This window comes from Actinomadura sp. NPDC048955 (assembly GCF_040649435.1).
GTDB classification, from domain to species: domain Bacteria; phylum Actinomycetota; class Actinomycetes; order Streptosporangiales; family Streptosporangiaceae; genus Spirillospora; species Spirillospora luteofluorescens.
The window spans coordinates 70526-93849 of sequence record NZ_JBEZJI010000021.1 but is presented as its reverse complement, the minus strand read 5'-3'; the positions used below and the strand labels follow the sequence as shown (position 1 = coordinate 93849).

At 70.4% G+C, this 23324-nt stretch carries 22 protein-coding genes, 1 tRNA gene and 1 pseudogene; 9 read left to right on the top strand and 15 right to left on the bottom strand.

From position 1 onward, the window contains the following. Positions 1–219: 219 nt before the first annotated feature. From AB0C84_RS21260 to AB0C84_RS21245, 4 genes are read left to right on the top strand one after another with little or no spacing between them, the layout of a single operon-like run. Complete coding sequence (locus tag AB0C84_RS21260; RefSeq protein WP_361068837.1) at positions 220–867, top strand: class F sortase; 648 nt, start codon at positions 220–222, stop codon at positions 865–867. Position 868: 1 nt separating this feature from the next. Then, a complete protein-coding gene (locus tag AB0C84_RS21255; RefSeq protein WP_361068834.1) occupies positions 869–2299 on the top strand; it encodes a glycosyltransferase family 2 protein in 1431 nt (476 codons plus the stop codon). Between the two features lie 3 nt (positions 2300–2302). Continuing rightward, positions 2303–2467 carry a hypothetical protein gene (locus AB0C84_RS21250; RefSeq protein WP_179845884.1) on the top strand — a complete coding sequence of 55 codons (165 nt, stop codon included), beginning with the start codon at positions 2303–2305 and terminating at the stop codon, positions 2465–2467. Between the two features lie 54 nt (positions 2468–2521). Continuing rightward, positions 2522–3130: a cadmium resistance transporter gene (locus tag AB0C84_RS21245; RefSeq protein ID WP_361068830.1), complete on the top strand. Its 609-nt coding sequence runs from the start codon at positions 2522–2524 to the stop codon at positions 3128–3130. A gap of 122 nt (positions 3131–3252) precedes the next feature. Here the strand turns inward: AB0C84_RS21245 and AB0C84_RS21240 are convergent, their stop codons facing one another. The 3 genes from AB0C84_RS21240 to AB0C84_RS21230 all read right to left on the bottom strand — a co-directional run bounded on the left by AB0C84_RS21240 (position 3253) and on the right by AB0C84_RS21230 (position 6759). Next, entirely contained in the window at positions 3253–3420 is a 168-nt protein-coding gene (locus AB0C84_RS21240; RefSeq protein WP_258943688.1) for a hypothetical protein, read from the bottom strand. 743 nt (positions 3421–4163) lie between these two features. Continuing rightward, positions 4164–4952, bottom strand: a complete 789-nt coding sequence (locus AB0C84_RS21235) for a GNAT family N-acetyltransferase (protein ID WP_361068826.1) — start codon at positions 4950–4952, stop codon at positions 4164–4166. A 1288-nt stretch (positions 4953–6240) separates the two neighbouring features. After that, positions 6241–6759, bottom strand: coding sequence for a hypothetical protein (locus AB0C84_RS21230; RefSeq protein ID WP_361068823.1), 519 nt, complete (start codon positions 6757–6759; stop codon positions 6241–6243). 910 nt (positions 6760–7669) lie between these two features. Here AB0C84_RS21230 and AB0C84_RS21225 point away from each other — a divergent pair. Together AB0C84_RS21225 and AB0C84_RS21220 are read left to right on the top strand one after the other, a co-directional pair. Then, entirely contained in the window at positions 7670–7840 is a 171-nt protein-coding gene (locus AB0C84_RS21225; RefSeq protein ID WP_361068820.1) for a hypothetical protein, read from the top strand. A 415-nt stretch (positions 7841–8255) separates the two neighbouring features. Further along, positions 8256–9461: a phospholipase D-like domain-containing protein gene (locus AB0C84_RS21220; protein ID WP_361068817.1), complete on the top strand. Its 1206-nt coding sequence runs from the start codon at positions 8256–8258 to the stop codon at positions 9459–9461. A 140-nt stretch (positions 9462–9601) separates the two neighbouring features. On the opposite strand, the gene AB0C84_RS21215 is transcribed toward AB0C84_RS21220, so the two are convergent. Further along, positions 9602–9686, bottom strand: a tRNA-Tyr gene (locus AB0C84_RS21215). Positions 9687–9813: 127 nt separating this feature from the next. On the opposite strand from AB0C84_RS21215, the gene AB0C84_RS21210 reads away from it, so the two are divergent. Continuing rightward, positions 9814–10302: a YajQ family cyclic di-GMP-binding protein gene (locus tag AB0C84_RS21210; RefSeq protein WP_179845865.1), complete on the top strand. Its 489-nt coding sequence runs from the start codon at positions 9814–9816 to the stop codon at positions 10300–10302. 95 nt (positions 10303–10397) lie between these two features. Here AB0C84_RS21210 and htpX read toward each other — a convergent pair whose 3' ends face one another. From htpX to AB0C84_RS21175, 7 genes are all read right to left on the bottom strand, one after another. Then, positions 10398–11252, bottom strand: a complete 855-nt coding sequence (htpX, locus tag AB0C84_RS21205) for a zinc metalloprotease HtpX (protein ID WP_179845864.1) — start codon at positions 11250–11252, stop codon at positions 10398–10400. A 77-nt stretch (positions 11253–11329) separates the two neighbouring features. Continuing rightward, positions 11330–12814 carry an NADH-quinone oxidoreductase subunit N gene (locus AB0C84_RS21200; RefSeq protein ID WP_361068812.1) on the bottom strand — a complete coding sequence of 495 codons (1485 nt, stop codon included), beginning with the start codon at positions 12812–12814 and terminating at the stop codon, positions 11330–11332. Further along, positions 12814–14322, bottom strand: coding sequence for an NADH-quinone oxidoreductase subunit M (locus AB0C84_RS21195; RefSeq protein WP_361068809.1), 1509 nt, complete (start codon positions 14320–14322; stop codon positions 12814–12816). The genes AB0C84_RS21200 and AB0C84_RS21195 overlap by 1 nt, the downstream gene beginning before the upstream one ends. Beyond that, positions 14319–16199 (bottom strand): NADH-quinone oxidoreductase subunit L, encoded by a 1881-nt coding sequence (locus tag AB0C84_RS21190; RefSeq protein WP_361068806.1) that lies wholly within the window; start codon positions 16197–16199, stop codon positions 14319–14321. Before AB0C84_RS21190 ends, AB0C84_RS21195 begins: the two co-directional genes overlap by 4 nt. Then, the gene (nuoK, locus tag AB0C84_RS21185; protein WP_361068803.1) at positions 16196–16597 is read right to left on the bottom strand and encodes an NADH-quinone oxidoreductase subunit NuoK; all 402 of its coding nucleotides are present in this window, start codon (positions 16595–16597) and stop codon (positions 16196–16198) included. Before nuoK ends, AB0C84_RS21190 begins: the two co-directional genes overlap by 4 nt. Further along, complete coding sequence (locus AB0C84_RS21180) at positions 16597–17160, bottom strand: NADH-quinone oxidoreductase subunit J (protein WP_361068800.1); 564 nt, start codon at positions 17158–17160, stop codon at positions 16597–16599. Before AB0C84_RS21180 ends, nuoK begins: the two co-directional genes overlap by 1 nt. Continuing rightward, positions 17157–17741: an NADH-quinone oxidoreductase subunit I gene (locus AB0C84_RS21175; protein ID WP_361068796.1), complete on the bottom strand. Its 585-nt coding sequence runs from the start codon at positions 17739–17741 to the stop codon at positions 17157–17159. Before AB0C84_RS21175 ends, AB0C84_RS21180 begins: the two co-directional genes overlap by 4 nt. Positions 17742–17999: 258 nt before the next feature. Here AB0C84_RS21175 and AB0C84_RS21170 point away from each other — a divergent pair, with 258 nt between their 5' ends. Further along, positions 18000–18674, top strand: coding sequence for a helix-hairpin-helix domain-containing protein (locus AB0C84_RS21170; RefSeq protein WP_258943660.1), 675 nt, complete (start codon positions 18000–18002; stop codon positions 18672–18674). Between the two features lie 20 nt (positions 18675–18694). On the opposite strand, the gene AB0C84_RS21165 is transcribed toward AB0C84_RS21170, so the two are convergent. The 4 genes and pseudogenes from AB0C84_RS21165 to AB0C84_RS21150 all read right to left on the bottom strand — a co-directional run bounded on the left by AB0C84_RS21165 (position 18695) and on the right by AB0C84_RS21150 (position 21706). Next, positions 18695–19648 carry a complex I subunit 1 family protein gene (locus AB0C84_RS21165; RefSeq protein WP_179845857.1) on the bottom strand — a complete coding sequence of 318 codons (954 nt, stop codon included), beginning with the start codon at positions 19646–19648 and terminating at the stop codon, positions 18695–18697. After that, a complete protein-coding gene (locus AB0C84_RS21160) occupies positions 19641–20207 on the bottom strand; it encodes an NADH-quinone oxidoreductase subunit C (RefSeq protein ID WP_258943659.1) in 567 nt (188 codons plus the stop codon). The genes AB0C84_RS21165 and AB0C84_RS21160 overlap by 8 nt, the downstream gene beginning before the upstream one ends. 617 nt (positions 20208–20824) lie before the next feature. Further along, a pseudogene (locus AB0C84_RS21155) lies at positions 20825–21268 on the bottom strand (NADH-quinone oxidoreductase subunit B family protein); the annotation flags it as partial. A gap of 66 nt (positions 21269–21334) precedes the next feature. Further along, positions 21335–21706: an NADH-quinone oxidoreductase subunit A gene (locus tag AB0C84_RS21150; protein WP_179845854.1), complete on the bottom strand. Its 372-nt coding sequence runs from the start codon at positions 21704–21706 to the stop codon at positions 21335–21337. Between the two features lie 356 nt (positions 21707–22062). Between AB0C84_RS21150 and AB0C84_RS21145 the strand changes: the two genes are divergently transcribed. Then, positions 22063–23130 carry a hypothetical protein gene (locus AB0C84_RS21145; RefSeq protein WP_361068790.1) on the top strand — a complete coding sequence of 356 codons (1068 nt, stop codon included), beginning with the start codon at positions 22063–22065 and terminating at the stop codon, positions 23128–23130. Positions 23131–23324 lie beyond the last annotated feature (194 nt).

The window sequence follows — 23324 nt, the reverse complement described above, 5'->3', positions numbered from 1 at the left end:
CTCTCAAGCGGCCCCCTGGTCTGCGGCAGCCGGTGCGGACGGGCTGCTTGACAGGACCAATGACTCCCCAATGGAACAAGTCACCTCAACTGTCACAGGCCGTTCATCTGCGACTTCACCGTCTTCAAGCCCCAATCGTTAACTGTGGCCCATTACCGTTCGAGCATCGCCGCGATCCGTGGCGCCCCCACCACCGAGCGGCGAAGGAGAGCGACCCCCGTGACGCCTCGCAGTCAACGCGCGCGTGTCCTCGCCGCCGTCGTCGTGGGCGCGTCCGCCCTGCTCGTGGCCGCGTTCCTGGCCTTCCATGCCTTCCGCGCGGACCCGGCGACCGCCGCTCCGCCGATGCCGTCGCCCGACGCGTCCCGTCCGGCCGAGCCCGCCACCGCGGCGGCCCTGAAACCCGCGGCGCCGCTCCGCCTCGAAGTGCCGCGGATCGACGTCCGGACATCGCTCATGAAACTGGCGAAGAACCCGGATCGGACCGTCGAGACGCCCCCGCTGAGCCGCGCGCAGGAGGCCGGCTGGTACCGCCTCGGCGCCGCGCCCGGCAGCCGGGGCGCGGCCGTGATCATCGGACATGTGGACTCGGCGCACGGCCCGGCCGTGTTCTACCGGCTCGGAGAGCTGCGCCCCGGCGACCGGGCGAGCGTCCTGCGCGCCGACGGCCGCACCGCCGTCTTCCGGGTCGACTCCGTCGAGAGGTTCGGCAAGGACCGCTTCCCCACCCGCCGCATCTACTCCGACCCCGGCTACGCGGCGATCCGCCTGATCACCTGCGGCGGGCGGTTCGACCGCGCCACCGGCCACTACGTCGACAACGTCATCGCCTTCGGCCACCTCGTGCGCACCGAAGGGACCCGCTGACATGCGTCCCGCCTCCGGAACCCCCGACGGACCCCGCCCCCGCCAGGGCCGGCACCGTCTCCCCCGCACGGCCCACCCGGCACCCCTCGGCGGAACGTCACCGGTCCGGCGGGCGCCCGGCTCAGGACACCTGGCGTCCTCGGCGGCGTGGGGAGGCCCGGCCCCCCACCACGCCCCGTCCCCGACCGTCACCGTCCCCGACCGGACGGCGGCCGCGCTCATGCCCCCGCCGGTGCGGCGCCCCTCGGCCCCACCGCAACCCCCGCCCCAGCGCCCGCGCCCGTCCACCCGCGTCCGGCAGCCGCCCGTTCCGGCACCGCCCGTGCCGCAGAAGCGCGACGTCAAGCGCGACGGGAAGCGTGACCTGCCGGCCGTGCGCGCGGACGCGATGCGCGTGACCGTCCTGATCCCGGCGCACAACGAGGCCAAGCAGATCACCGAGACGATCGCCTCGCTGCGCCGCCAGGAGCGCCCCCCGGACCACATCATCGTGATCGCCGACAACTGCACCGACGCCACCGCCGCGTTCGCGCAGCTGTGCGGCGTCGAGATCGTCGGCACCCGCGGCAACAGGCACAAGAAGGCGGGCGCGCTGAACCAGGTCCTGGACCGGCTACTGCCGATCTTCGGCCCGGACGACGCGATCATGGTGATGGACGCCGACTCGGCGCTCGACCCCGGGTTCATCCGGCACGGCGTCGACCACCTCGCCACCGGCCGGTACGCCGCCGTCGGCGGCACTTTCACCGGCAAGCCGGGCGGCGGCGCCGTCGGCATGTTCCAGCGCAACGAGTACGCGCGCTACGCCCGCGACGTCCGGCGGCTGCAGGGCAAGGCCCTCGTCCTCACCGGCACCGCCACGATTTTCCGGGCCGCCACGCTCCAGGAAGTGATCGCCGCACGCCGGGACCGGCGCCTCCCAGGCCTGCCGCACGTCTACGACGTCCGCGTCCTGACCGAGGACAACGAGCTGACCCTCGCGATCCTCCACCTCGGCTTCCGCATCCTCTGCCCCAAGGAGTGCACGCTCACCACCGAGGTGATGCCGACGTGGCGCGAACTGGCCCAGCAGAGGCTCCGCTGGAAGCGCGGCGCGCTGGAGAACCTCGTCGACTACGGCTGGACGCCCGTCACCCGCCCCTACTGGGGGCGGCAGCTGCTCTCCCTCGTCGGCATCCTGGTGATCAGCGCCTACCTGCTCTCGCTCACCTACTCGGTGATCTGGCTCGGCGGGATCCAGTTCAGCCCGCTGTGGGCCGGCATCACAGTGATCTTCATGGTGGAGCGGGTGGTGACCGTCCGCCGGCGCGGCCCGGCGCAGATGGCGATCGCCGCCACCATCGTCGTCGAGATGGTCTTCGACGTGTTCCTCCAGATCGTCCAGGCGCGTGCGTTCTGGCAGGCCGCCTGGCGCAAAGAAAGGAAATGGTGATCCATGTACAACAATCCCCCGATCGGCGGGGTGGCCGCCGGCTTCGGCGGCGCCGCCGCCGCGTCCCCCTGGCTCGGCATGCAGGCCCTCTGGCTCGGCCTCGCGCTCTTCACCCTGGTCTCCGCGGGCCTCGCGGTGAAGCGCATCCTCCCGGCGCGCAGGGGCTGACGGTGGAGGCCGGGGCCTCCCCGGCCTCCGCTCCCCTCCGGTAGGTTCCGGCGGGTGGACGGAATCGCTGGCACGATCACGGCGGCGTGCGGCATGTTCGCGGCGACGAACGTCGACGACCTCATCGTCCTGACGGTGCTCTTCCTTTCCGGACGCGCGACCGGCTCCCCCAGGCCCTGGCAGATCTGGGCGGGCCAGTACACGGGCATCGCCGCCCTGGTCCTCGTCTCGGTGGTCGCCGCACTGGGCCTGACGATCGTCCCGGACGCGTGGGTCGGCCTGCTCGGCCTGGTCCCGCTGGCTTTGGGAATCCGCGGCGTCGTCGCGGCCGTCCGTTCCCGCGGCCACGACAGCCCGCCCGCGGTGGCCTCGGGCCTGCTTCCGATCGCCGGCGTGACGATCGCCAACGGCGCCGACAACATCTCGGCCTACACCCCGGTCTTCCGCGCCATCGGCCCGGAGTCCACCCTCGTCACCGTCGCGGTCTTCGCCGCCGGCGTGGCCCTGTGGTGCCTGGCCGCGTCCTGGCTCGGCTCGCACAAGAAGGTCATCGACCTCCTCGACCAGCACGGGCGCTGGCTCGTCCCGATCGCCTTCATCACCATCGGCACCCTGATCGTCCTGCAGTCGGCCCCCGACCTCCGCCAGGCTTTCGGCCCCTGACGCCGTCAGGGATCGGTACGGCGGGAGAATCGCCGCGAGACGAAGCGACGGGCCACCCTGCGGAACGAAGGGAGGGCCGGGGCCCCTCTCAGAGAGGGGCCCCGGCCCGGGAGCGTCACCGATCAGTTGGTCGGCTGCTGTTGGGTGTTCTGGCCGGAGTCGGGAGTCTCCTCCGTGCCGCCGGGACCGCGCTGGTCGTCGCCGTCGCAGTCTCGGGTCACCGCAAGGATGACGCCCGCAGCCGCAGCCAGGCCCAGCTCGCGCCGGGTGATCTTGCCGTCTTTCGCCATCGTTCTGCTCCGTTCCTCGGTTTGTCGTTGCTCACGGGACTGAGGCCCGCAATCTGGACAGTCCGGGATCGGCGCCGAGTAGCAAGCACAAGAGGCTCGGACCGGCTCGCTGCCACCGAAGGCGACTCGACCCAACTCCCCAGGCGTCCGAGCCGATCGACCCCTTACGGAGAAAAAGCCGAAGCGCCGTATCGGCCGGCCGGCACAGGGCACGCCGAAGGCACCAAAGTCGAATTCATCTGCCCGACGGTCATTCGACTGTGGCCGAGCAGCCGCCGCTCCCTTGCCCTCCCGACCCCTGGCAGTCCCCTCGGGCGCCTCCCGTGGGATTCGAGGTGACTGAGGCCGAGCATTTACCGTCCCCCCGCCACACACAGCCGGCTTTGGGACGGGCCTTGCGCGACGGAGGCGGCGTCACGGGCGACCCCACAGGCGTGGATGACGGGCTCTCAGTGCTCGGGAGCACTTCCGGCCGTCGAGGACTCCTCGAACCGGAGTGGCCATTGATCAGGGCCCCGGAGACGACGGCCGTCGCAGTGATCACCGCCGCCGGCAGAGTGGCACTCGACGCGCCGAGCCTCCGCCGACGAGACCGCCCAGGCCCCGATCGCCTTCCCGAATACCGCGTCCTCCCCATTGCACTCACCCCCGTCGACGACTACTGCAAGTAGACGACAGATTACGGGAAATCAATTAATCAACTGCGGAATTCGATTCTCCGGAAAGATGACCTCGATCTTGCGTCAGGCGGAGCGGGAGTACGTCACGTAGTCGGCGACAGGTTGGAAGCCGAGACGTTGATAGACGGCGGGGTTCGCAGGGGTCGTGACGTGCACGACCTCCGTCGCGCCGGCGGCCAGCAGCGAGCCGGTGACGGCGGCCACCAGGGCGGTCGCGTAGCCGTTCCCCCGATGCTCGTACGCGGTGTAGATCGGGTCGAGGCGCACCACCGAGCCGAACCGGGGCCCGTGTCCGGCCACCGCCACCACGCGGCCATCGGTCTCCCAAAGGTGCAGGTCACCGGAAGCGAGGCGGCCCGCCACCGCGCCAGGCGAGCCGTGTCCCCGGGTGACGGCCTCGTACCAGCGGTCCAGCAGATCGTGGTCCGCCGACGTCGCCGGCCTCGGGAAACCGTCCGGCGTCGAGTACGGCTGGAGCGTCTCCAGCCGGTGCAGCCGCGATCGGTGGCCGACCGGCCGCCCAGGGCACTCCGACGCGAACGCCTCGACGACATCGCTGCGGCCCTCCCACGCGTGGGGCGCGCCGTCCAGATACCCGGGCAGCGCAGCGGCGGCTTCCACCGGCATGTCACCGAGAAGCAGCGGACCAAAAGACGGACGAACGAACGCGCCCCCGACCGTCCCCTCGGGGCCCGTCCACCAGCCGAACAATGGAGGCGCCCCGCCCCCCGAACGGCGGACGGCGGACAGCGCGATCAGCAAGGAAAGATTGGTCGCAGCCCGTCCCAGTAGGAACTCCTCGCCCACGACGAACCCGTCCGGGTCGCCCACCAGCGTCCACCCAGAGCTCACCGCCACCTCCCGCAGCGCACGGAAAGACCCGTCACCCGCTCATGATCTCGTGCCGAACAGAGCCCGGGCGCCGCCCCTCCCCCGCATGAGCAATGCGCGCTACCAGCGCCGCTCAACAGTGCCCCCGACCGCGACACGTGCGGTGGGGAGAGTGCGGAGCCTGCCCCGCCGGCCACGCCGCCGAACCCGGGCCAGACGTCGCTCATCGGCCTGACCGTCACCTTCCGACCGGAGACGCCGCTGCAACCTGCTCTCGACCCAGTCCCCCAACGGCAGACCGGGCTCCTTGCGCCACGTCTTCGGCCTCCGACGTGCCAGACGCTCCTCAACCTCAACCGCCTTCGCCACGTCGGGACTGCCCGCCGCCTCCTGAAGAAGCTGATGAAGGCGATGGCGGTTGGCACGATTAGGAAACCGCTTGTTCAGCCGAACAGCGTTCCTGGAACTCTTGTCATTCTCCGCATAGGCATTGCGACGGTCCTTGGCATAGCTGAGCCGCTTCTTCTCCTGAGGGCTCCTGCTCTTCATGGACCGCCCACCTTTCCAAGGCCCGCCAGGAGCGCACTGTACCTGAACGGGAAGCACCGCAGCCCCTATTGAGTTCCGGCTTCGGCAGGCATTCCTCAACGGCAGTGATGCCGCGTTCGTCCTGTGGACCACTGCGAACTATCCCCAGCATCGCGTACCTCGGACCGACCCCCCGTTGGCTACCTCGGTGGATTGCGCCTCAGCAACCCTGGCAACCGGCGGCCCATCTGCTGTTCAACAGCCCTGACCTGCGACCTCGTCACAGGAGGATGGGAGCCTCACGAGGGACGTCCTCGAAGAACTGCACCGCCTCGTGGACTCCAGCAGGCAGAACCACCTCCTCCGCCCGCCTCTCCGCTTCACGGCCTCCTGTACCGCCTAGGCACTCAGCGCGAGCCGTGCACCAAAAACGCACGCCTCGTCCAACCGCTTGGCGGGGTCATACGCACGCCAGCCGAGCCTCTCAAGAAGCCCACTGTCTGACACGCGCCAGATCATCCCGTGCCCCCACCTCCGCGGACACCCAAGCACCAGCACTGACCACGTTCACGCCCTCGCACCGATAGCCGAACAGCTTTCAAACTCTGGCACTGCCCCACCTGGACGGCGCCCATCCCCGAGCCACCCGACCCGCTAACTCGGCACCCGTGACACCGAAGGACGCCCTGCCTGCCAGAATCCGGCCGCCATCCTCAACGGCGCAGGGTCGAAGAGAGCCCCACGCCCATCCAGCCCGCCCCCGAGCAACCTGCATGACCTGTCAGTCGGCATTACCAAGTACGCCGCGAGCTTGGACACGAAACTCACTGACAGCCCGGTAGAGCCGTCGCTCTCTCACTGAGGCGGTAGCGGCGTGCTCCATCCTCTCGCTGGTGTCTGCTGCGTGAGCATCCTTCACCATCCGCTGCATGACCTCGGATAGGCCGCTGGAAGCCTCGGCGATGCGGTCGATCGCCTCCACGATGGATGGAGGACCTTCAATGATGACGACTTCTGCGGCGCGGTGGACATCACGAGCCAGGGTGATGAAGTGCTGCACTGTCCGATCCACCTCGGCCAGGTCGGGAGAAGCCGCCTGCAGGGCCTTGAGTATCGCGTCCATGGCGATATCGCGGTCATGGAGAGCACCGAGGTAAGCGGCATAGGCATCGCGTCGATACTGACGGCGCCATTGGGCGCGTTGTGTTCGTGCTTGTGTCCTACCGTTCACGACAGCTGCACCCAGAGTGCTGAAAGAGCCAACAGCGGCACCAAGAAGAGCGGCGACTCCTGCATCCATGGCCACATTGTGGCGTCACAAGACCGACCCTCGTGAATCTCACGTCCTGCCAGGCAGCACGCCCGCACACCGAGCGGCCCCAGCCGAGAACCGGCCCGCCAAACGCCCGGCGCGACCGCTGGAGCCAGCCGGCGGCTGCCGCTCGGTCAGAGAATCCGGCGCCCACTCATGATCTAACGCGACCTGGACTCGCCAGCACACCGAACTGCACTGGATCCGGCCGCCATGGCTCGCCCCGGCGACCGTCGTCCCGAGCCGCCGAGAGTGGGACGACGAAACCGATGAGGCACTCGAACCGCGACGTAGCCACTTCGGAACCCCGCGAAGGCCTTGGGTGTCGCGTTCCTCAAGGGAGATCCCTGACTCGAAACCTTCCCGGCCCGTCCCCCGCTGCCGCAGACAAGCTGGAGGTCCTCCTGTCCCTGGCCAAGATGGCCCCCGAGAGCCCGACGGCTGCAAAGCTGGCCGACTAGCTGCTCCGGGAGCTCCTCCCAGACGTGATCCACATGCTGGGCGGGATGATCATCTTCAGCGCATACGAGACCCTCCGCGCCGAGCTCGCGAAGGAGAACTTCTCCCGGCGGGCACCGCCACGCAGGGCATCCGCAAGCCCTCGACCAAGGACCGACGACCACTCGGTCACCCCATAGAGAACCATCGAAGAAGCATCAGCAAGCTCAAGCCATGGCTCGCTGACCATGGGACGGTCCGGCATGACCACGCCAGACCGTCCAGCCGACCAGGCCCCAGGCCCCAGGCCCCAGGCCCCAGGCCCCAGGCCCCAGGCCCACCGTGCCGGCCCCCTTCGTCACCGGTCCAACGATGCGACAAGGCCGCAGGCCCAGACCCCAAGCACGCACCGATACCACGCGCGGTCCAAGCGCCGATCACAAAGCCACGCAGCAAGACCATGAGCGACCGACCGCACCTCGCCCCTGTGCGCCCTGGAACCAGGCCACATCACCACGCGGCGCCGGTCAACGGCGTCGACGTGCTGCTACAGGTCTACGCCGGGTGCATCGACGGCCACGAGCACATGTGGAACGGCCGTATCGAGGACGCTCTCAAGGACGACGACTAGCTAGGAGTGCGATGCCCGCCAGGACGACCGGAGAGGACCGGCGAGGTCATCGACACCGGTGAGCTGCGCGGGGGCGTTCTGGCTGTCCTGTGCCAGATGGCTCAGTGGCAGCGCTGGTGTTTGGGCATGAGGTGTTCGGGTTGGGGTCCCCGCTGTGCGGTCCTAGGGCCCTAGGGCCCTGGTTGAGGGTTCGGAGGGTTTTTAGCCTCACTGGCAAGACAGCGGATGTGACATCGGTCAGAAGGCATCCAACAGCGAGGCTCGGATCCCTACCGGAAGGCTGAAGATGTCCAGCAAGCTCCCCCTCAAGGTGCCCGTCGCTCTCAGTGCGCTCGCTTTCGCGAGTGCCGCGCTCCCGGCCGGTCCGGTGCACGCCGATCCGCCGAATGAGGCGATTCCCATCGCTCTCGATCAGGTGGACGACTATGTGAAGTTCACCGAGGACGACAACACGGTGATCTCCGATCACGCCAAGGCCCTCATCGACGCCGCGCCGAGGGGGGCGACGATCCGGCTCCCGCTGTACTACTTCAGCCAGAGCAAGATCGTGACCTCTCTCAGCAGGGCGAAGGGGCGGGGCGTCAAGGTCAGGGTCGTCATCAACGGCAGCGAGATCGGCATGCCGCAGTACCAGGAGCTGACGGCGGCGTTCGCCGGCTCGCCCGGTGCGGTGCGGACCTGCGGGCAGCGGGTCACGGACGGCGCCGGCGGGTTCCCGAAGCAGAGCGGGCGCTACATATCCACTCGCGGATGCGCCGCCAACCGGAAGGTCGGCGACAACTACTCGCGCATGCACAACAAGTTCATGACGATCGACAAGGTCGCGAAGAAGGGGGGAGGCGTCGCGCGGAACGTCGTTTACGTGGCGTCCGCCAATCTGCACGAGTGGACCTCGTACGAAAGTGCCGTCACGGTGCGGGACGCCGGGCTGTACAGGTTCTACAGCAGATATTTCGACGACATGTACCGTCTCGCGAACAGGTCGGGGCGGCTCGACAACTACGGATCGAGTCACGTGTACAAGCCGTCCGGCGGGAAGTATCAGGTCTACACGTTCCCTCGGAGAGAGGCCGCCGGGAAAGCACGCACGAGTGCGTCCAACGATCCGGTCGTGGCGGACGTGAAGGCGGCGAGGTGCTCGCGCAGTGCCAGCGACGACGTCATCAACGTGGCGAACGTCAGGGTCGTCCGGATGGCGGTGGCCAACGCGCTCATCGATGCTGGGAAGCGCGGCTGTACGGTCCGAGTGCTCACCGGGGACATCGCCTATGAGGACGGTGGGGCGGAGCTGATCTACGCGGCGGTCAACAAGCTCGCGTACAGCTCCTACATCGAGGGCGGCGTCAGGTACTGCGGGCCGGTGAACAACATCTCGTGGATGCACGAGAAGTTCATGCAGATCAGTAAGGGCACGTCGTCCGGCCTGTACGTGGGCAGCCACAACCTCACCGTCCAGGCACTGCGCCAGCAGGACGAGAACATCCTCCGCGTGCGGAACGCCAAGCTGTACGCGGCCTACACCGGGCGTTTCGACTCGCTCCACACCTACTGCTCGCAGTGGAAGCCGAAGGTGCCTCCTCACACGGGTCCGGGCGACAACGCGGTCGAGGACGTCGACTAGAGGGCGCTCGGACGCCCCGGCCGTGTTCCGTGACTGTTCCGCGAACACCCGGCGATGGCCGGTAGGAGTGGGGAGCCACCGGGAAACAACGAGAACGGCCCCTGACAGCGTTCTAGCTGGTCAGGGGCCATTCTACGTGGTGGTGGCGGGTGCAGGGTTCGAACCTGCGTAGGCTAAGCCGACGGATTTACAGTCCGCTCCCATTGGCCACTCGGGCAACCCGCCGTGGTGTTTCGCTGGAAAGGATAGCGGACCGTCGGGGTGGGTGTGACATCGAGGCGGGGCGTGCGGGGCGTGGGGAGTCGATACGCTCTGTAGATCGTGATGCTGCTGCTGAGGGGATGTGTGGGCGATGGCCGACTCGTCGTTTGACATCGTGTCGAAGCTCGACCGGCAGGAGGTCGACAACGCGGTGAACCAGGCCGCCAAGGAGGTGGCGACCCGGTTCGACTTCCGGAACGTGGACGCGGGGATCAAGTGGTCCGGGGAGTCGATCGAGATCCAGGCGAACACCGAGGAGCGGGCGAACGCCGTGCTGGACGTGCTGAAGGACAAGCTCGTCAAGCGGGGGATCTCGTTGAAGGCGATCGACGCGGGTGAGCCGAAGCTGTCGGGCAAGGTGTACAAGCTGGGCGTGGGCCTGAAGGAGGGCATCGCCCAGGAGGACGCGAAGAAGATCGGCAAGATCATCCGGGATGAGGGGCCGAAGGGTGTGAAGGCCCAGATCCAGGGGGACGAGCTGCGCGTCAGCTCGAAGAAGAAGGACGACCTCCAGCAGATCATCGCTTTGCTGAAGGGCAAGGACCTCGAGGTCGCGCTGCAGTTCATCAACTACCGGTAGGACGAGGGGAGCGCGCCGGCCCCATCCCCCGCAGAAGTGGCCGGCGCGCTCTTGTGTGTTATGACGCGGCGGCGTCCGGAGTGGTTCGGTCGAATCTAGCGGCGGCCGGCCATGCGTTCCAGGCGGGCGATGCGGTCGGCGGTCGGGGGGTGGGTGGAGAACAGCTTGCCGATGCCGGCGCCCTGGAACGGGTTGGCGATCATCAGGGAGCTGGTGGTGGCGAGCTCGGGGTCCTGCGGCAGGGGGAGCGCGCGGGTGCCGGCGTCGATCTTGCGGAGGGCCGAGGCCAGGGCCAGCGGGTCGCCGGTGAGGCGGGCGCCGGCGGCGTCGGCGGAGTACTCGCGGGTCCGGCTGATGGCCATCTGGACGACCGCGGCCGCGACCGGGCCGAGGATCAGCATGAGGAGGGCTCCGAGGATGCCGGGGCCGTCGTCGTCCTCGGAGCGCCCGATCGGCAGGAAGATCGCCAGGTGGGACAGGTAGGTGATGACGGTGGCGATCGCGGCGGCGACGGACGAGATGAGGATGTCGCGGTTGTAGACGTGGGACAGTTCGTGGCCGAGGACGGCGCGCAGTTCGCGCTCGTCCAGCATCTGGAGGATGCCGCGGGTGCAGCAGACGGCGGCGTTGCGCGGGTTGCGGCCGGTCGCGAACGCGTTGGGCTGTCGGGTCTCGGAGACGTACAGGCGCGGCATGGGCTGGCGGGCGGAGGTCGACAGCTCCCGGACGAGCCGGTAGAGCAGCGGCGCCTCGACCTCGCCGACCGGGTGGGCGCGCATCGAGCGCAGCGCGATCCGGTCGCTGAAGAAGTACGCGACGCCGTTGGTTCCGAGGGCGATGACCAGCGCGATCGTCAGGCCGGCCCCGCCGCCGAACGTCCAGCCGGCGACCAGCATCAGTGCCGACAGCGCAGCGATCAATGCTGCCGTCTTGACGCCGTTGAACTGCACCTGCGTTGCCTCCCCGTCGACTCCGGCATGAACATCAACGGTTTGACCTGGGGGAACGTTCCCAAACGTTTCCCCAGTCAGGTGGCCAGCGCGATCGTCCGCAGGACGATCTGCGGCGCGGCCGACAGCACGATCGCGCCGGCGGCCGCCGCGGTGATGGCGACGCGGACGCCGAGGCCGGGCGCCGCGTCGTAGTCCTCGCTGGTGGCGGACGGGGTGAAGAGGCGGACCGCCCACGCGAGGTAGTAGTAGAGGCCGATCACCGTGTTGATCGCCATGATGACGGCGAGCCAGGTGACGCCGCCGGCGAGTGTGGCGCGGAACACGACGACCTTCGCGAACAGCCCCATGACGCCGGGGGGCAGGCCGGCGAGGCAGATGAGGAAGAAGGCGAGGGCGGTGGCGACGGCGGGGCCGCGGTGGGCGAGGCCGCGGTAGTCGTCGAGGGTGTCCCAGCGTTTCGTGGTGCCGCGGCGGTGAAAGCCGATCACGACGGCGAACGCGCCGATGTTCATGACGGCGTAGAGGGCGACGTAGGCGGTGGTGGCGGCGACGGCCTCGGGGAGGCGGTGCGAGCCGACCGCGAGGGGCGCGAGCATGTAGCCGGACTGGGCCACCGACGACCAGGCGAGCAGGCGGATCGCGGTCCGCTGGCGGAGCGCGGCGAGGTTCCCGAGGGTCATGGTGAGCGCGGCCAGGACGGCGACGACGGGGCCCCACACGTGCCCGTAGGCGGGCAGGCCCAGGGCGAGGACGATCGCGAGCCCGGCGAATCCGGCGGCCTTGGAGACGACGGCGAGGAACGCGGCGACGGGCAGCGGGGAGCCCTGGTAGACGTCCGGGGCCCAGAAGTGGAACGGGACGGCGGCGACCTTGAACGCGAACCCGGCGAGGACGAGCACGGAGCCCAGCGCGGCGACGGGGTCGAGGTCGGCGGGCAGCCGGGCGAGGGCGGGCGCGATCCGGTCCAGGTGCATGGCGCCGGTCGCGCCGTACACGAGGCTGATGCCGAACAGCATGACCGCGGTGGACACGACGGAGACGAGGAACAGTTTCAGCGCGGCCTCGGAGGACGTCCCGTCGTAGCGGCGCAGCGCGGACAGCGCGAACACCGGCAGGGAGAGGGTCTCCAGGGCGACGACCAGGAGGATGAGGTCGCGGGCCGCGACCAGGGTGAGGGCGCCGATGACGGCGGCGAGCAGCAGGAAGTGGTACTCCCCCACCGGGATCTTCGAGTCGGTGATCTCCTGGAGGGACAGCAGCACGACGATGACGGCGGCGCCGAGGATGATCCCCTGGAACAGCAGGGTGAAGTCGTCGGCGACGTAGGAGCAGGAGGCGGGGCCGCCGGAGCGCAGGCCGTCCGGCAGGCAGAAGGTGGCGCGGCGGTCCCCGGCGGCGAGCGCGACCACGGCGGCGAGCGCGGCGGCGAGCGACCCGCCGGACAGCAGGGACAGGACGCGGCGGGGCGCGTCGAAGGCGTCGGCGAGCAGCAGCACGATCGCGGCGACGGCGAGGATCAGGGGCGGCGCGACCGCCGCGTAGTCGATGTCCTGGATCATCAGCCGCCTCCGAACAGCGCGCGGACCGGACCCGTGGTCACGTCCAGCAGGGTCTTCGGCCAGAGGCCGACCAGCAGCGTCAGCGCGATCAGCGGCACCCAGGCGGCGTACTCCTGGAGGGAGACCCGCGCGACCGGTCCGCGGGGGACGGCGACGCCGTCGGACGGCCCGTGGGTGAGCCTGGCGAGCATCCGCAGGAAGTAGGCGGCGGTGAGGACGGTGCCGAGCGCGGCGACGGCCATGAACGTCACGAACGTCTCGCGGGGCAGGTCGGCGTGCGGCCGGTACGCGCCGATCAGCGCGAGCACCTCTCCCCAGAACCCGGCGAGGCCGGGGAGCCCGAGGGACGCCACGGCCGCGAAGGTCAGGATGGAGGCCAGCCGCGGGGACGTGCTGAGCATGCCGCCGCCGAGGGCGTTCATGTCGGCGGTGCCCCAGCGTTCCTTGACCGCGCCGGCGAGGAAGAACAGCAGGCCGGTGATCAGGCCGTGCGCGATGTTGCCGAACAGGGCGGCGTTGACGCCGACGGGCGTGAGGGTCGCGATGCCGAGCAGGACGAACCCCATGTGCCCGACGGACGAGTAGGCGATCATCCGTTTGAGGTCGCGCTGGGCGAGGCAGGCGAGCGCGCCGTAGACGATCCCGATGACGGCGAGGAGGCCGAGCCACGGCGCCCAGACCCGCGCGCCGTCCGGGGCGAGCGGGAGCGCGACGCGGACGAGGCCGTAGGTGCCCATTTTCAGCAGCACCCCGGCCAGCAGGACGGACCCGACGGTGGGGGCCTCGGTGTGCGCGTCCGGCAGCCAGGTGTGCAGCGGCCACATCGGCGCCTTGACCGCGAAACCGATCCCCATCAGCGCGAACGCCGTGACCTGGAGGCCGTGCGAGAGGCCGGACCCGTGCCGGGCGGCGAGGTCGGTCATGTCGAGCGTGCCGGCCTCGGCGCCGACGAGCAGCATCCCGGCGAGCAGGAGCCCGGAGCCGAGGAGCGTGTAGAGGATGAACTTCGTGGCGGCTGCGCGGCGTCCCGTCCCGCCCCACAGCATGATCACCACGTACATGGGGACCAGGACGGTCTCGAAGAACACGAAGAACAGCACGAGGTCGAGCGCGACGAAGGTGCCGAGCATCCCGACCTCCAGGACGAGCAGCAGCGCGGTCAGCAGCCGGATCCGGCCGCCTTCCGGGGGGTGCCGCAGCGTGTAGAGGAAGCACAGGAACGTCAGGAGGGCGGTCAGCACGACGAGCGGCAGCGAGATCCCGTCGACGCCGAGGTGGAACCGCAGGCCGATGGCGGGCGCCCAGGCCCGGTCGACCTCCAGCTGCATGCGGGACGTGTCGCCGAAGTCGAACGCCGTCATGGCCGAGATCGCGACGAGGAGGGTCGCGGCGGACACGGCCGTCCCGAAGGCGCGGACGGCGAAGCCGGTGCGCAGGAACCGGTTCGCCGGGACGAGCATCGCCAGCGCCCCGAGCAGCGGGATCGCCATCATCAGCACGAAGATCACTGGAAGATCACCACCGCGGCCGCGATGAGGGCGACACCGGCGAGCAGGCCGGTGAGGTAGGTCTGCGGGTTCCCGTTCTGGACGAATCTGACCAGGCCGCCGAGCCGGGCCGCGGCCCGTCCGGTGCCGAGGACGGTGGCGTCCACGCGGCGCTGGTCGAACTGGACGACGTGACGTGCCAGAGCCTGGACGGGCCGGACGATGACCACCGCATAGAGCTCGTCCACGAAGAAGGCCCGCGCGAAGACGGTACGGACGGGCCCGAGCGCGCGCGCGGGATCCAACGCCGGGTCGCGGTTCCAGGCAAGGAACGCCCCGCCCGCGCCCACGGCGAGCAGCAGGACGCTGAGCAGCGAGGCCCCGACTTGGGGCCGCAGTTCCGGAGCACCGAGGCCGAAGAATCCGAGGATCGCGGCGGGGACGGCCAGCGCCACCACGGTCCACGTCAGGATCCGTGCCGGATCGCGGACTTCGTAGGTTCCGCGCCGCTCACCGAAGAACGTCATCAACCACGCACGCATCGCATAGGCGGCCGTCAAGACGACCGTGACGAGCAATCCGACATAGACCAGCCACGCGATCCCGCCCGATGTGACCTCGCCGCCATGCAGGGCGGCGTGCTGGGCGGCCTCTATGACGGCGTCCTTGCTGAACCATCCGCTGAACGGCGGGACACCGGCGAGGGCGGCGAAACCCACGGTCATCGACCAGAAGGTGAGGGGCATGCCGCGCCGGAGGCCGCCGTAGTGGGCGAGCATGTTCGACCCCGCGGTCACGATGACGCACCCGGCGGCCAGGAACAGCAGCGCTTTGAACGCCGCGTGCGTGAGCAGGTGGAAGACCGCCGCCGATTCCGCGCCCACCGCGAGCCCCGCGGCCATGACGGCGAGCTGGCTGATCGTGGAGTACGCCAGGACGCGTTTCAGGTCGTCCTGGGCGAGGGCCGCGCACGCCGAACCGACCATGGACACCACGGCGACGACGCCCAGCACGGCGAGCGCGGTCGGGGCGGCGAGGAACACCCCGTACAGGCGCGCCACGACGTAGATCCCCGCCGCGACCATCGTCGCCGCGTGGATGAGGGCGCTGATCGGGGTGGGGCCCGCCATCGCGTCCGGGAGCCAGGTGTGCAGCGGGAACTGGGCGCTCTTGCCCGCGACACCGGCGAGGAGCAGCAGCGCGGCCGCCGTCACGGTGGACTGCGGGAGGTCGCCGGCCGTCCGGACGATCCGGTCGATCTGGAACGTCCCGGCGCCGACGCCGAGCACGATCACGCCGAGGAGGAAGCCGACGTCGCCGAGCCGCGTGACGAGGAACGCCTTGACCGCCGCCCGCGAGCTGGACCGCTCCTCCCAGTGGTGCCCGATCAGGAAGTACGAGCAGATGCCCATGACCTCCCAGCCCACGTACAGGACGATCAGGTCGCCGGAGTAGACGACCAGCAGCATCGCGGACGTGAACAGCGAGATGAACGCGGCGTAGGAGGAGTAGCGCCGGTCCCCGGACATGTACGCGACCGAGAACACCTGGACGGCGAGCGCCACGCAGCACACCATGAGGCCGACGACCGCGGCCAGGCCGTCCACCTGGAGGCCGACGCTGATCGGCACCGACCCGGTGTCGACCAGCGTGAGCGCGCCGGTGCGCGTCCCCGGGTCCCGCCAGACGGCGACCGCGACGATCGCCGACAGGACGAGCGACACCGCGACCGGCACGCACGCGATCAGCGCCGGGCCGTTGCGCGGCGGCGAGCCGGCGCCGGGCGGCGAGCCCGCGGGGGCGCCGCGCAGCAGCCGGGTCAGGGACGGGCCGGACAGCATCCCGGCGAACGCGGCGAGGAACGGCGGCAGCGCGACGAACGACGCGAGCCAGATCACGGCGACGCCTCCTCGGGCTCGGGTGCCGGTTCGGCGCCGGCTACCCGGTCCGCGGTTCCGCCTTCGGCCGGACGGGGCGCCGCGTCCGGCGCCTCCTCGGCGAGGGCGCGCAGCCGGTCGACGTCGATCATCTGCCGGTTGCGGAACACCAGCAGCACGATCGCGAGGCCGAGCCCGATCTCCGCCGCGGCGATCACGATGGTGAACAGCGTGAGGACCTGGCCGCCGTGGAGCCGGTCCCGGTACCAGACGTCGAACGTGACGAGGTTGAGGTTCACCGCGTTCAGCATCAGCTCGACCGACATCAGGACGAGGATCGCGTTGCGGCGCGCCAGCACCCCGTACACCCCGACGGAGAACAGCAGCGCGGCGACGACCGTCGGGTAGGCGAGATGCATCAGGCGTCGCCCTTCCCGCCCGGCTTCGCGTCCGGCTTGGCTTCGGGCTTCGCGGCCGGGCGGGCCCGGATGTCCGACCGCGACAGGACGATCGCGCCGACCAGCGAGGCGAGCAGCAGCACCGACAGGACCTCGAACGGCAGCACCCACGTCCGGAACACGGCGCCGCCGAGCTCGTCCGCCGATCCGCCGCCCGCGCGCAACGGCGTCCGGGCGTCGCCGAACCCCATGACCATCACCGTGACCAGGACGGCGGCCGTGGCGGCGGCGACGGCCAGCGCGGCCCACCGGTTCCCCGAGTCCAGGTCGGCGGACTCCCCGATCGGCGCCCGCGTCAGCATGACCCCGAACAGCAGCAGCACCACGACGGCGCCGACGTAGATGAGGACCTGCACCCAGGCGACGAACTCCGCGGTGAGGACGAGGTAGCCGCCCGCGAGCGCGCCGAACGACACCACCAGCCACAGCGCCGCGTGGACGAGCTGCCGCGTCGTGACGACGAGGATCGCGGAGACGACCGCCACCACGCCGAGCAGCGTGAACACGATCTCCTGGCCGCTCATCCGCGCTCGCCCGGCTCGCCGGGCGGACCCGTGCGGGGCGAACCCGCGCCGGGCGACCGGGCGGCCCGCGCGGCGGCCTTCTCCGCAGCGGCCACCTCCTTGGGCGGCTCGGCGGCCGGGTCGTGCGCCTGCGGCGGCGGGACGGTCCACATCCACTCCCGCAGGCGTTCCTTCTCGTGCGTCAGCTCGGCGATGTCGTACTCGGCGTACTCGAACTCCGGCGACCAGAACAGCGCGTCGAACGGGCACACCTCGATGCAGATGCCGCAGTACATGCACAGCGCGAAGTCGATCGCGAACCGGTCGAGGACGTTGCGCGTCCGGGGGCGTCCACCGCCCTCGGCCGGGAGCGTCTCCTTGTGCGAATCGATGTAGATGCACCAGTCGGGACACTCACGGGCGCACAGCATGCACACCGTGCAGTTCTCCTCGAACAGCGCGATGACACCCCTGCTGCGCGGCGCCAGATCCGGTTGCACTTCGGGGTACTGGCGCGTTATAGACCGCCGCGTCATCGTCCGCAACGTGACCGCCAGCCCCTTGGCCAGCCCGCCTCCTGGTAGCCGTCCCACGCGCCCCATGATTGCGCACGATCGGCGCGGGGGGAACGCGGCGGGTTCCGCGTTCGTCCAACGAGGTATAGGTCGTGTGCCAGAGAGCAGGGTTGCGGCCGGGGAGGGCATGTGGGTCATCACGCGGAGCGCCCCTACGATCCCGAGCCCGAGCATGCCGCTCGGCCGACGTCCGACCAGCCTCGTCCCCCGTTTCGGTACCCGGCGCCGCCTCCGCGGCGTCCGCCCGCGGCGGCCGGTTGGCGTCCCCCGTACCCGGGTCCGCCCATGCCCCCGCAGCCGCCTCTGCCGTCGCCCGTCCCGGCGATCACTCCGCAGACCGCCCGCGGCGTCCTGTGGGCTTTCGTGCCGTTCGTCACTCTCGGCTTCGGGACGCCGCTCACGTTCCTGTACGCGGCCGTCCGGCGGCAGTCCCTGGCGCTCGGGGGCACCGCCGCGGGCTACGGCGCCGGCACCGCCGCCGTGCTGATGATGCTCCAGTCCGGCAACCCGTTCTTCCTCGTCTTCGGCTCGTTCATGATGCTCCTGCTGTGGATCGCCGGGACGGGGCACGCGTTCGCCGTCCGGTCGTCCGTCTTCCCCCGCGAGAAGCCCGGCCACGCGCTCAACGAGCACGCGATCGAGGTCGCCAAGTACCGGCGGTCGCTGCGCGAGCAGGCCCGCGCGCTCGCCGCCGAGGACCCGGCGCTCGCCCGCGAGCTGCGCATCGGCCGCCCCGACTCGCCGCGCGCCTACGACGACGGCGGGCTGGTGGACGTCAACCACGTGCCCCGCGAGATCCTGGAGGCGCTGCCCGGCATGACCCCGGAGATCGCCGACCGGATCGTCCGCCGCCGCGGGGAGACGGGCGGGTTCGTCTCCGTCGAGGAGATGGCCGTGGACGCCGACGTCCCGCCGGACGTCCTCCCCCAGCTGGCCGACTTCACGATCTTCCTCAGGTGACGTCCGGGCGCCGCCGGCGCTCAGAGGGCGACCCTGAGGACGCCGGTCAGCGCGAGCTGGGCCAGTGACAGCGGGACGAGCCACGCCCACGCGAGCTTCTGCAGCTGGTCCTCGCGCATGCGCGGGTAGCTGACCCGCAGCCAGATCACGCAGAACGCCAGCACGGCGACCTTCAGCAGCGTCCAGAGCCAGCCCAGCTCGGTGTTCAGGAACGGGCCCTTCCACCCGCCGAGGAACAGCACGGCCGTCAGCGCGCACAGCACGACGATCCCCGCGTACTCGGCGAGGATGAACAGCGCGAACCGCAGCCCGCCGTACTCCGTGTACGGGCCGAAGATGATCTCCGAGTCGGCGACCGGCATGTCGAACGGCGGGCGCCGCAGCTCCGCCAGGCCCGCGACGAAGAAGACCACGCCGCCGACCGCCTGCCACGGCAGCCACCACCAGCGCCACTCCTCCACGACGCCCTGCAGCGACAGCGTCCCCGCCGCCATCGCCACCGACGACGCCGCGAACACCATCGGCAGCTCGTAGGACATCAGCTGCGCCGCGACCCGCATCCCGCCGAGCAGCGAGTACTTGTTCGCGCTCGCCCAGCCCGCCATGATCGCGCCGATCACGCCGACGCCCATCACGGCGAGCGCGAAGAACACCCCCGGGCCGAGGTCGAGCGCGACCTGCCCGCCGGGCCCGACCGGGATCACCAGCAGCACCAGCAGGTACGGGACGATCGCCACACCCGGCGCCAGCTTGAACACCCACCGGTCGGCGTCGCGCGGGACCACGTCCTCCTTCTGCGCGAACTTGACGCCGTCGGCGACGAGCTGCGCCCAGCCGTGGAACCCGCCCGCGTACATGGGGCCGAGGCGGCCCTGCATGTGCGCCATCACCTTGTGCTCGGCCTGCCCCACCAGCAGCGGGAGCACCGCGAACGCGCCCGCGACCAGCACCAGCTTGACCACGACCTCAAGCATGGGGCCCCCAGCCCTCCGGGACTCCCGGCGGACGGACGCGGCGGCGGCTCGGCGCCCCGTGCCCCGACTCGCCCGGTTCCTTGGCGCCCGGCCACGGCTTGGCGACGCGGGCGGCGAGCACGAAGTCCTTGCGCAGCGGGTGGCCCTCGAACCCGTCCGGCAGGAGCAGCGGGACGAGGTTCGGGTGGCCCTCGAACAGGATGCCGAACATCTCCGACGTCTCCCGCTCGTGCCACCCGGCGCCCCGGTAGACGCCCGTCGCCGTCGCCAGCACGGGCGCCCGCTTCGTCACGCGCGTACGGACCAGCAGATGGTGGCGGCGCTCCAGCGAGTACACGTGCACGACGACCGCGAAGCCCTCCTCCAGCTCGTCCACGCCGGTCAGCCAGTCGAAGAAGCCGCAGGCCAGGTCGTCGCGGGCGAAGGTGAGCGCCTCCACCCAGAGTTCGGGCGACACCCCGACGGCCAGCCCGCCGAAGGTCTCCTCGGTGGTGACCTCGTCGCCGAAGCGTCCCGTCCAGGCGTCCGCGAGTTCCGCTCCCGGGGAGTGGGGACTCATCGGTCACGTCCGATCTGGTCGTCGTGGTCGTCGTCCACCAGCCCCGGGATGATCGACGGATCGTGCGACGGGTCCGCGTCGTCGTCCTCCACTATCGGGACGGGCGCGGTGACGTAGTGGTCCTCGACCATGTGCACGGGCTGCGTGGTGTCCGCCGGGCCTGGCTCGGGCTCCGGCTCCTGCTCGGGCTCGGGCTCGGCGAGGTGCCGGACGGGCTGGGTGATGTCGGTCGGATCGACGGGCTGCTCGGGGGCGGGCGCCGGCGTCCCCGCGGCCTCGGCCTCATGGAGATGCCGGACAGGCTGGGTCGTGTCGGTCGGCTTGACGGGTGGCGCCCCGCGCTCCGGCGCGCCCTCGGCCACGGTCCCTGTATCGCCAAGGTGCTGGACGGGCAGCGTCTCGTTCTCCGCCGCCGCGTCCCCCGGGGCCTCGCCCTTCGGGGCCTCGGCCTCCCCGCCGCCGTCCTCCAGGCTGTTCCAGTGCTCGAAGGTCTCGTGCCGGTCGGGCGCGGGCGGCGGCTGGAGCGGGCGGCGCAGGACGGTGGCCGGGAACGGACGCGGCGCCGGGGGCGGGGTGACGGGCTCCGCGCCGCCGTTCCCGCCGTAGCGGTCGCCGAGCGACTCGGCCGCGATCTTCTCCTGGAGGTGGACGATGCCCTGCAGCAGCGCCTCCGGGCGGGGCGGGCAGCCGGGCACGTAGACGTCCACCGGGATGATCTGGTCGACGCCCTTGGTCACGCAGTAGGAGTCCCAGTAGGGGCCGCCGCAGTTGGAGCAGGCGCCGAAGGAGATGACGTACTTGGGTTCGGGCATCTGCTCGTAGAGGCGGCGCACCGCGGGGGCCATCTTGTCGCTGACGGTGCCGGAGACGACCATCAGGTCGGCCTGGCGCGGGCCGGGCGCGAACGGGATGACGCCGAGCCGGATGAAGTCGTGCCGGCTCATGGACGTCGCGATGAACTCGATGGCGCAGCAGGCCAGGCCGAAGTTGAAGACCCAGAGCGAGTAGCGGCGGCCCCAGTTGAGCACGAACCTGATCGGCTTGGGCGCGAGCCGCGACAGCGGCCCGACGCTCGGCGGGGGAAGATCGATGGTGCCCACGACGCCATTGTTACAGCGCCCGGGGGGTCAGACCCAGGACAGGACGCCCTTCTTGCCCGCGTATGCGAGCCCCGCGGCCAGGAACGCCAGGAAGACGAACATCTCGCCGAGCGTCGTCGCCCCGTAGCCGGGGGCGGAGAAGACGGTCGCCCAGGGGAAGAGGAACACCGCGTCCACGGCGAACACCACGTAGAGGTAGGCGAAGACGTAATAGCGCACGTAGGAGTGGGCCCAGCCCTCGCCGACCGGGTCGACGCCGCACTCGTACGTCGTCAGTTTCTCGACCGTGGGACGATGGGGGCGCAGCAGCCGGTTCGCCGCGAGCGCTCCCCCGACGATCCCGGCGCCCACGAGGAGCAACACGACCAGAACGACATATGTGTCGAAATAGTTATGCACCAGATCCTCCTCGCGTGCGTCACATCCAGTATCTCGCGAAGCAGCGGCGATGAGTGTGACGTCCTACCTCCACCCTGGAGGATCACAATGTCATGCTCTTGCTGCACACTAGGTTCGCATGGGTCGGTTTTGACCTGGAAGGACGTGACCGGATGAGCAACCCCCCGCCTCCCCCGGGCTGGGAATCCCCGGGTGGGGCCTCCTGGCCGCCTCCGCCGCCGCCAGCGGGCCCGGGCGGGCCCGGTCCCGGCGGACCCGGCGGCCCGGGCGGGCCGCCCCCGCCCGGCGGCTTCGGAGGCCCCGGAACACCACCCCCCTTCTTCCCCCCGCCCCCCGGCGGCCCGATGGGCCCGCCGATGCCGCCGCCGAGGCGCGGCGGTGGCGGCGGCCTGGTGATCGGCCTCGTCGGCGGCGGCGTCCTGCTCCTTGTGATCATCGCGGTCGTCGTGTTCGTGGTGGCCAAGGGCGGCGGCAAGTCCCCCGAGGAGAAGCTGACCGCGGCCGCGACCAACATGGACGCCGCCAAGGCGGTCACGCTGAAGGGCACCTTCGGCGGCAGCGAGACGCTGCGCGGCGAGCTGAACGTCACCAAGGGCGGCCGCGCGATGGGGCCCGTCACCTGGAACACCGACCAGGTCACCGTGCTGTCGGCCGACGGCAAGCTGTTCGTGAAGGGCGACAAGTCCTACTGGACGCGGCAGATCTCCTCCACCGAGACCCCCTACTACCTCACCTCGGGTGAGCAGTGGGGCCGGCTGAGCGCCGACGAGCTCGACCTCGACTTCAAGGAGCAGCTGTCGCCGACGGCTCTGGCGAGCAAGATCCGCTCGGCCCGGCTGTCGCGGGTCAAGCCGATCGAGACGACGTGGATGGGCAAGAAGGCGCTCAAGTTCAGCACCTTCTCCTCCACGCTCTACATCACCGACGACGACGACGCCGAGCTGATCCGCTACGAGGCGACCACGCCGCGGGTCACGCTGGACGTCACCCCGAAGGACTCCGGCGACGCCTCCTCCCTCATCTCGGACATGCGCACCAGCATGGGCGAGCTGAAGGACTCCTTCAACGCCTCGTCGAAGCCGACGGTCGACGAGTGGAAGAAGGGCAACTGCAACGGCAACTCCGGCTGCACGGTCGAGGCCAAGATCCGGCCGCCGTACGACGTGGAGAAGCCCGTCACGATCGACGTCCGGTTCCGGCTCACCGCCGGCACGCTGACCGGCCGCGACCTCGGCAACTGCACCGCGCACGTCACGCTCACCAGCAGCCTCTCCGAGTGGACGAGCTGCCGGGTCGTCAGCAGCGCGTGGACGAGCTGGGCCAAGGCCACCGGCGGCACCTTCTACAAGCACGCGGAGTACAAGGTGATCGGCGCCACCTCCGAAGAGGTGTCCGGCCTGCAGAGCGGCCTCGACAGCGAATGACGCCGCAGGTGAGGCGCCTCGCGCGCTGATCCGCGACCGCAAGGGTGCCCGGCGGTGCCCCTCCTTTCCGGGGAGGGGCGCCGCCGGGCACCCTTATGCTCTTGGTGGACGGCCCCTCCAGGGCCCGGCGGCCGCCCTTCCCCCCGGAACGTTCTCGAGCCCGTCGGCACCCACCGGGGGACGCCTCCATGATC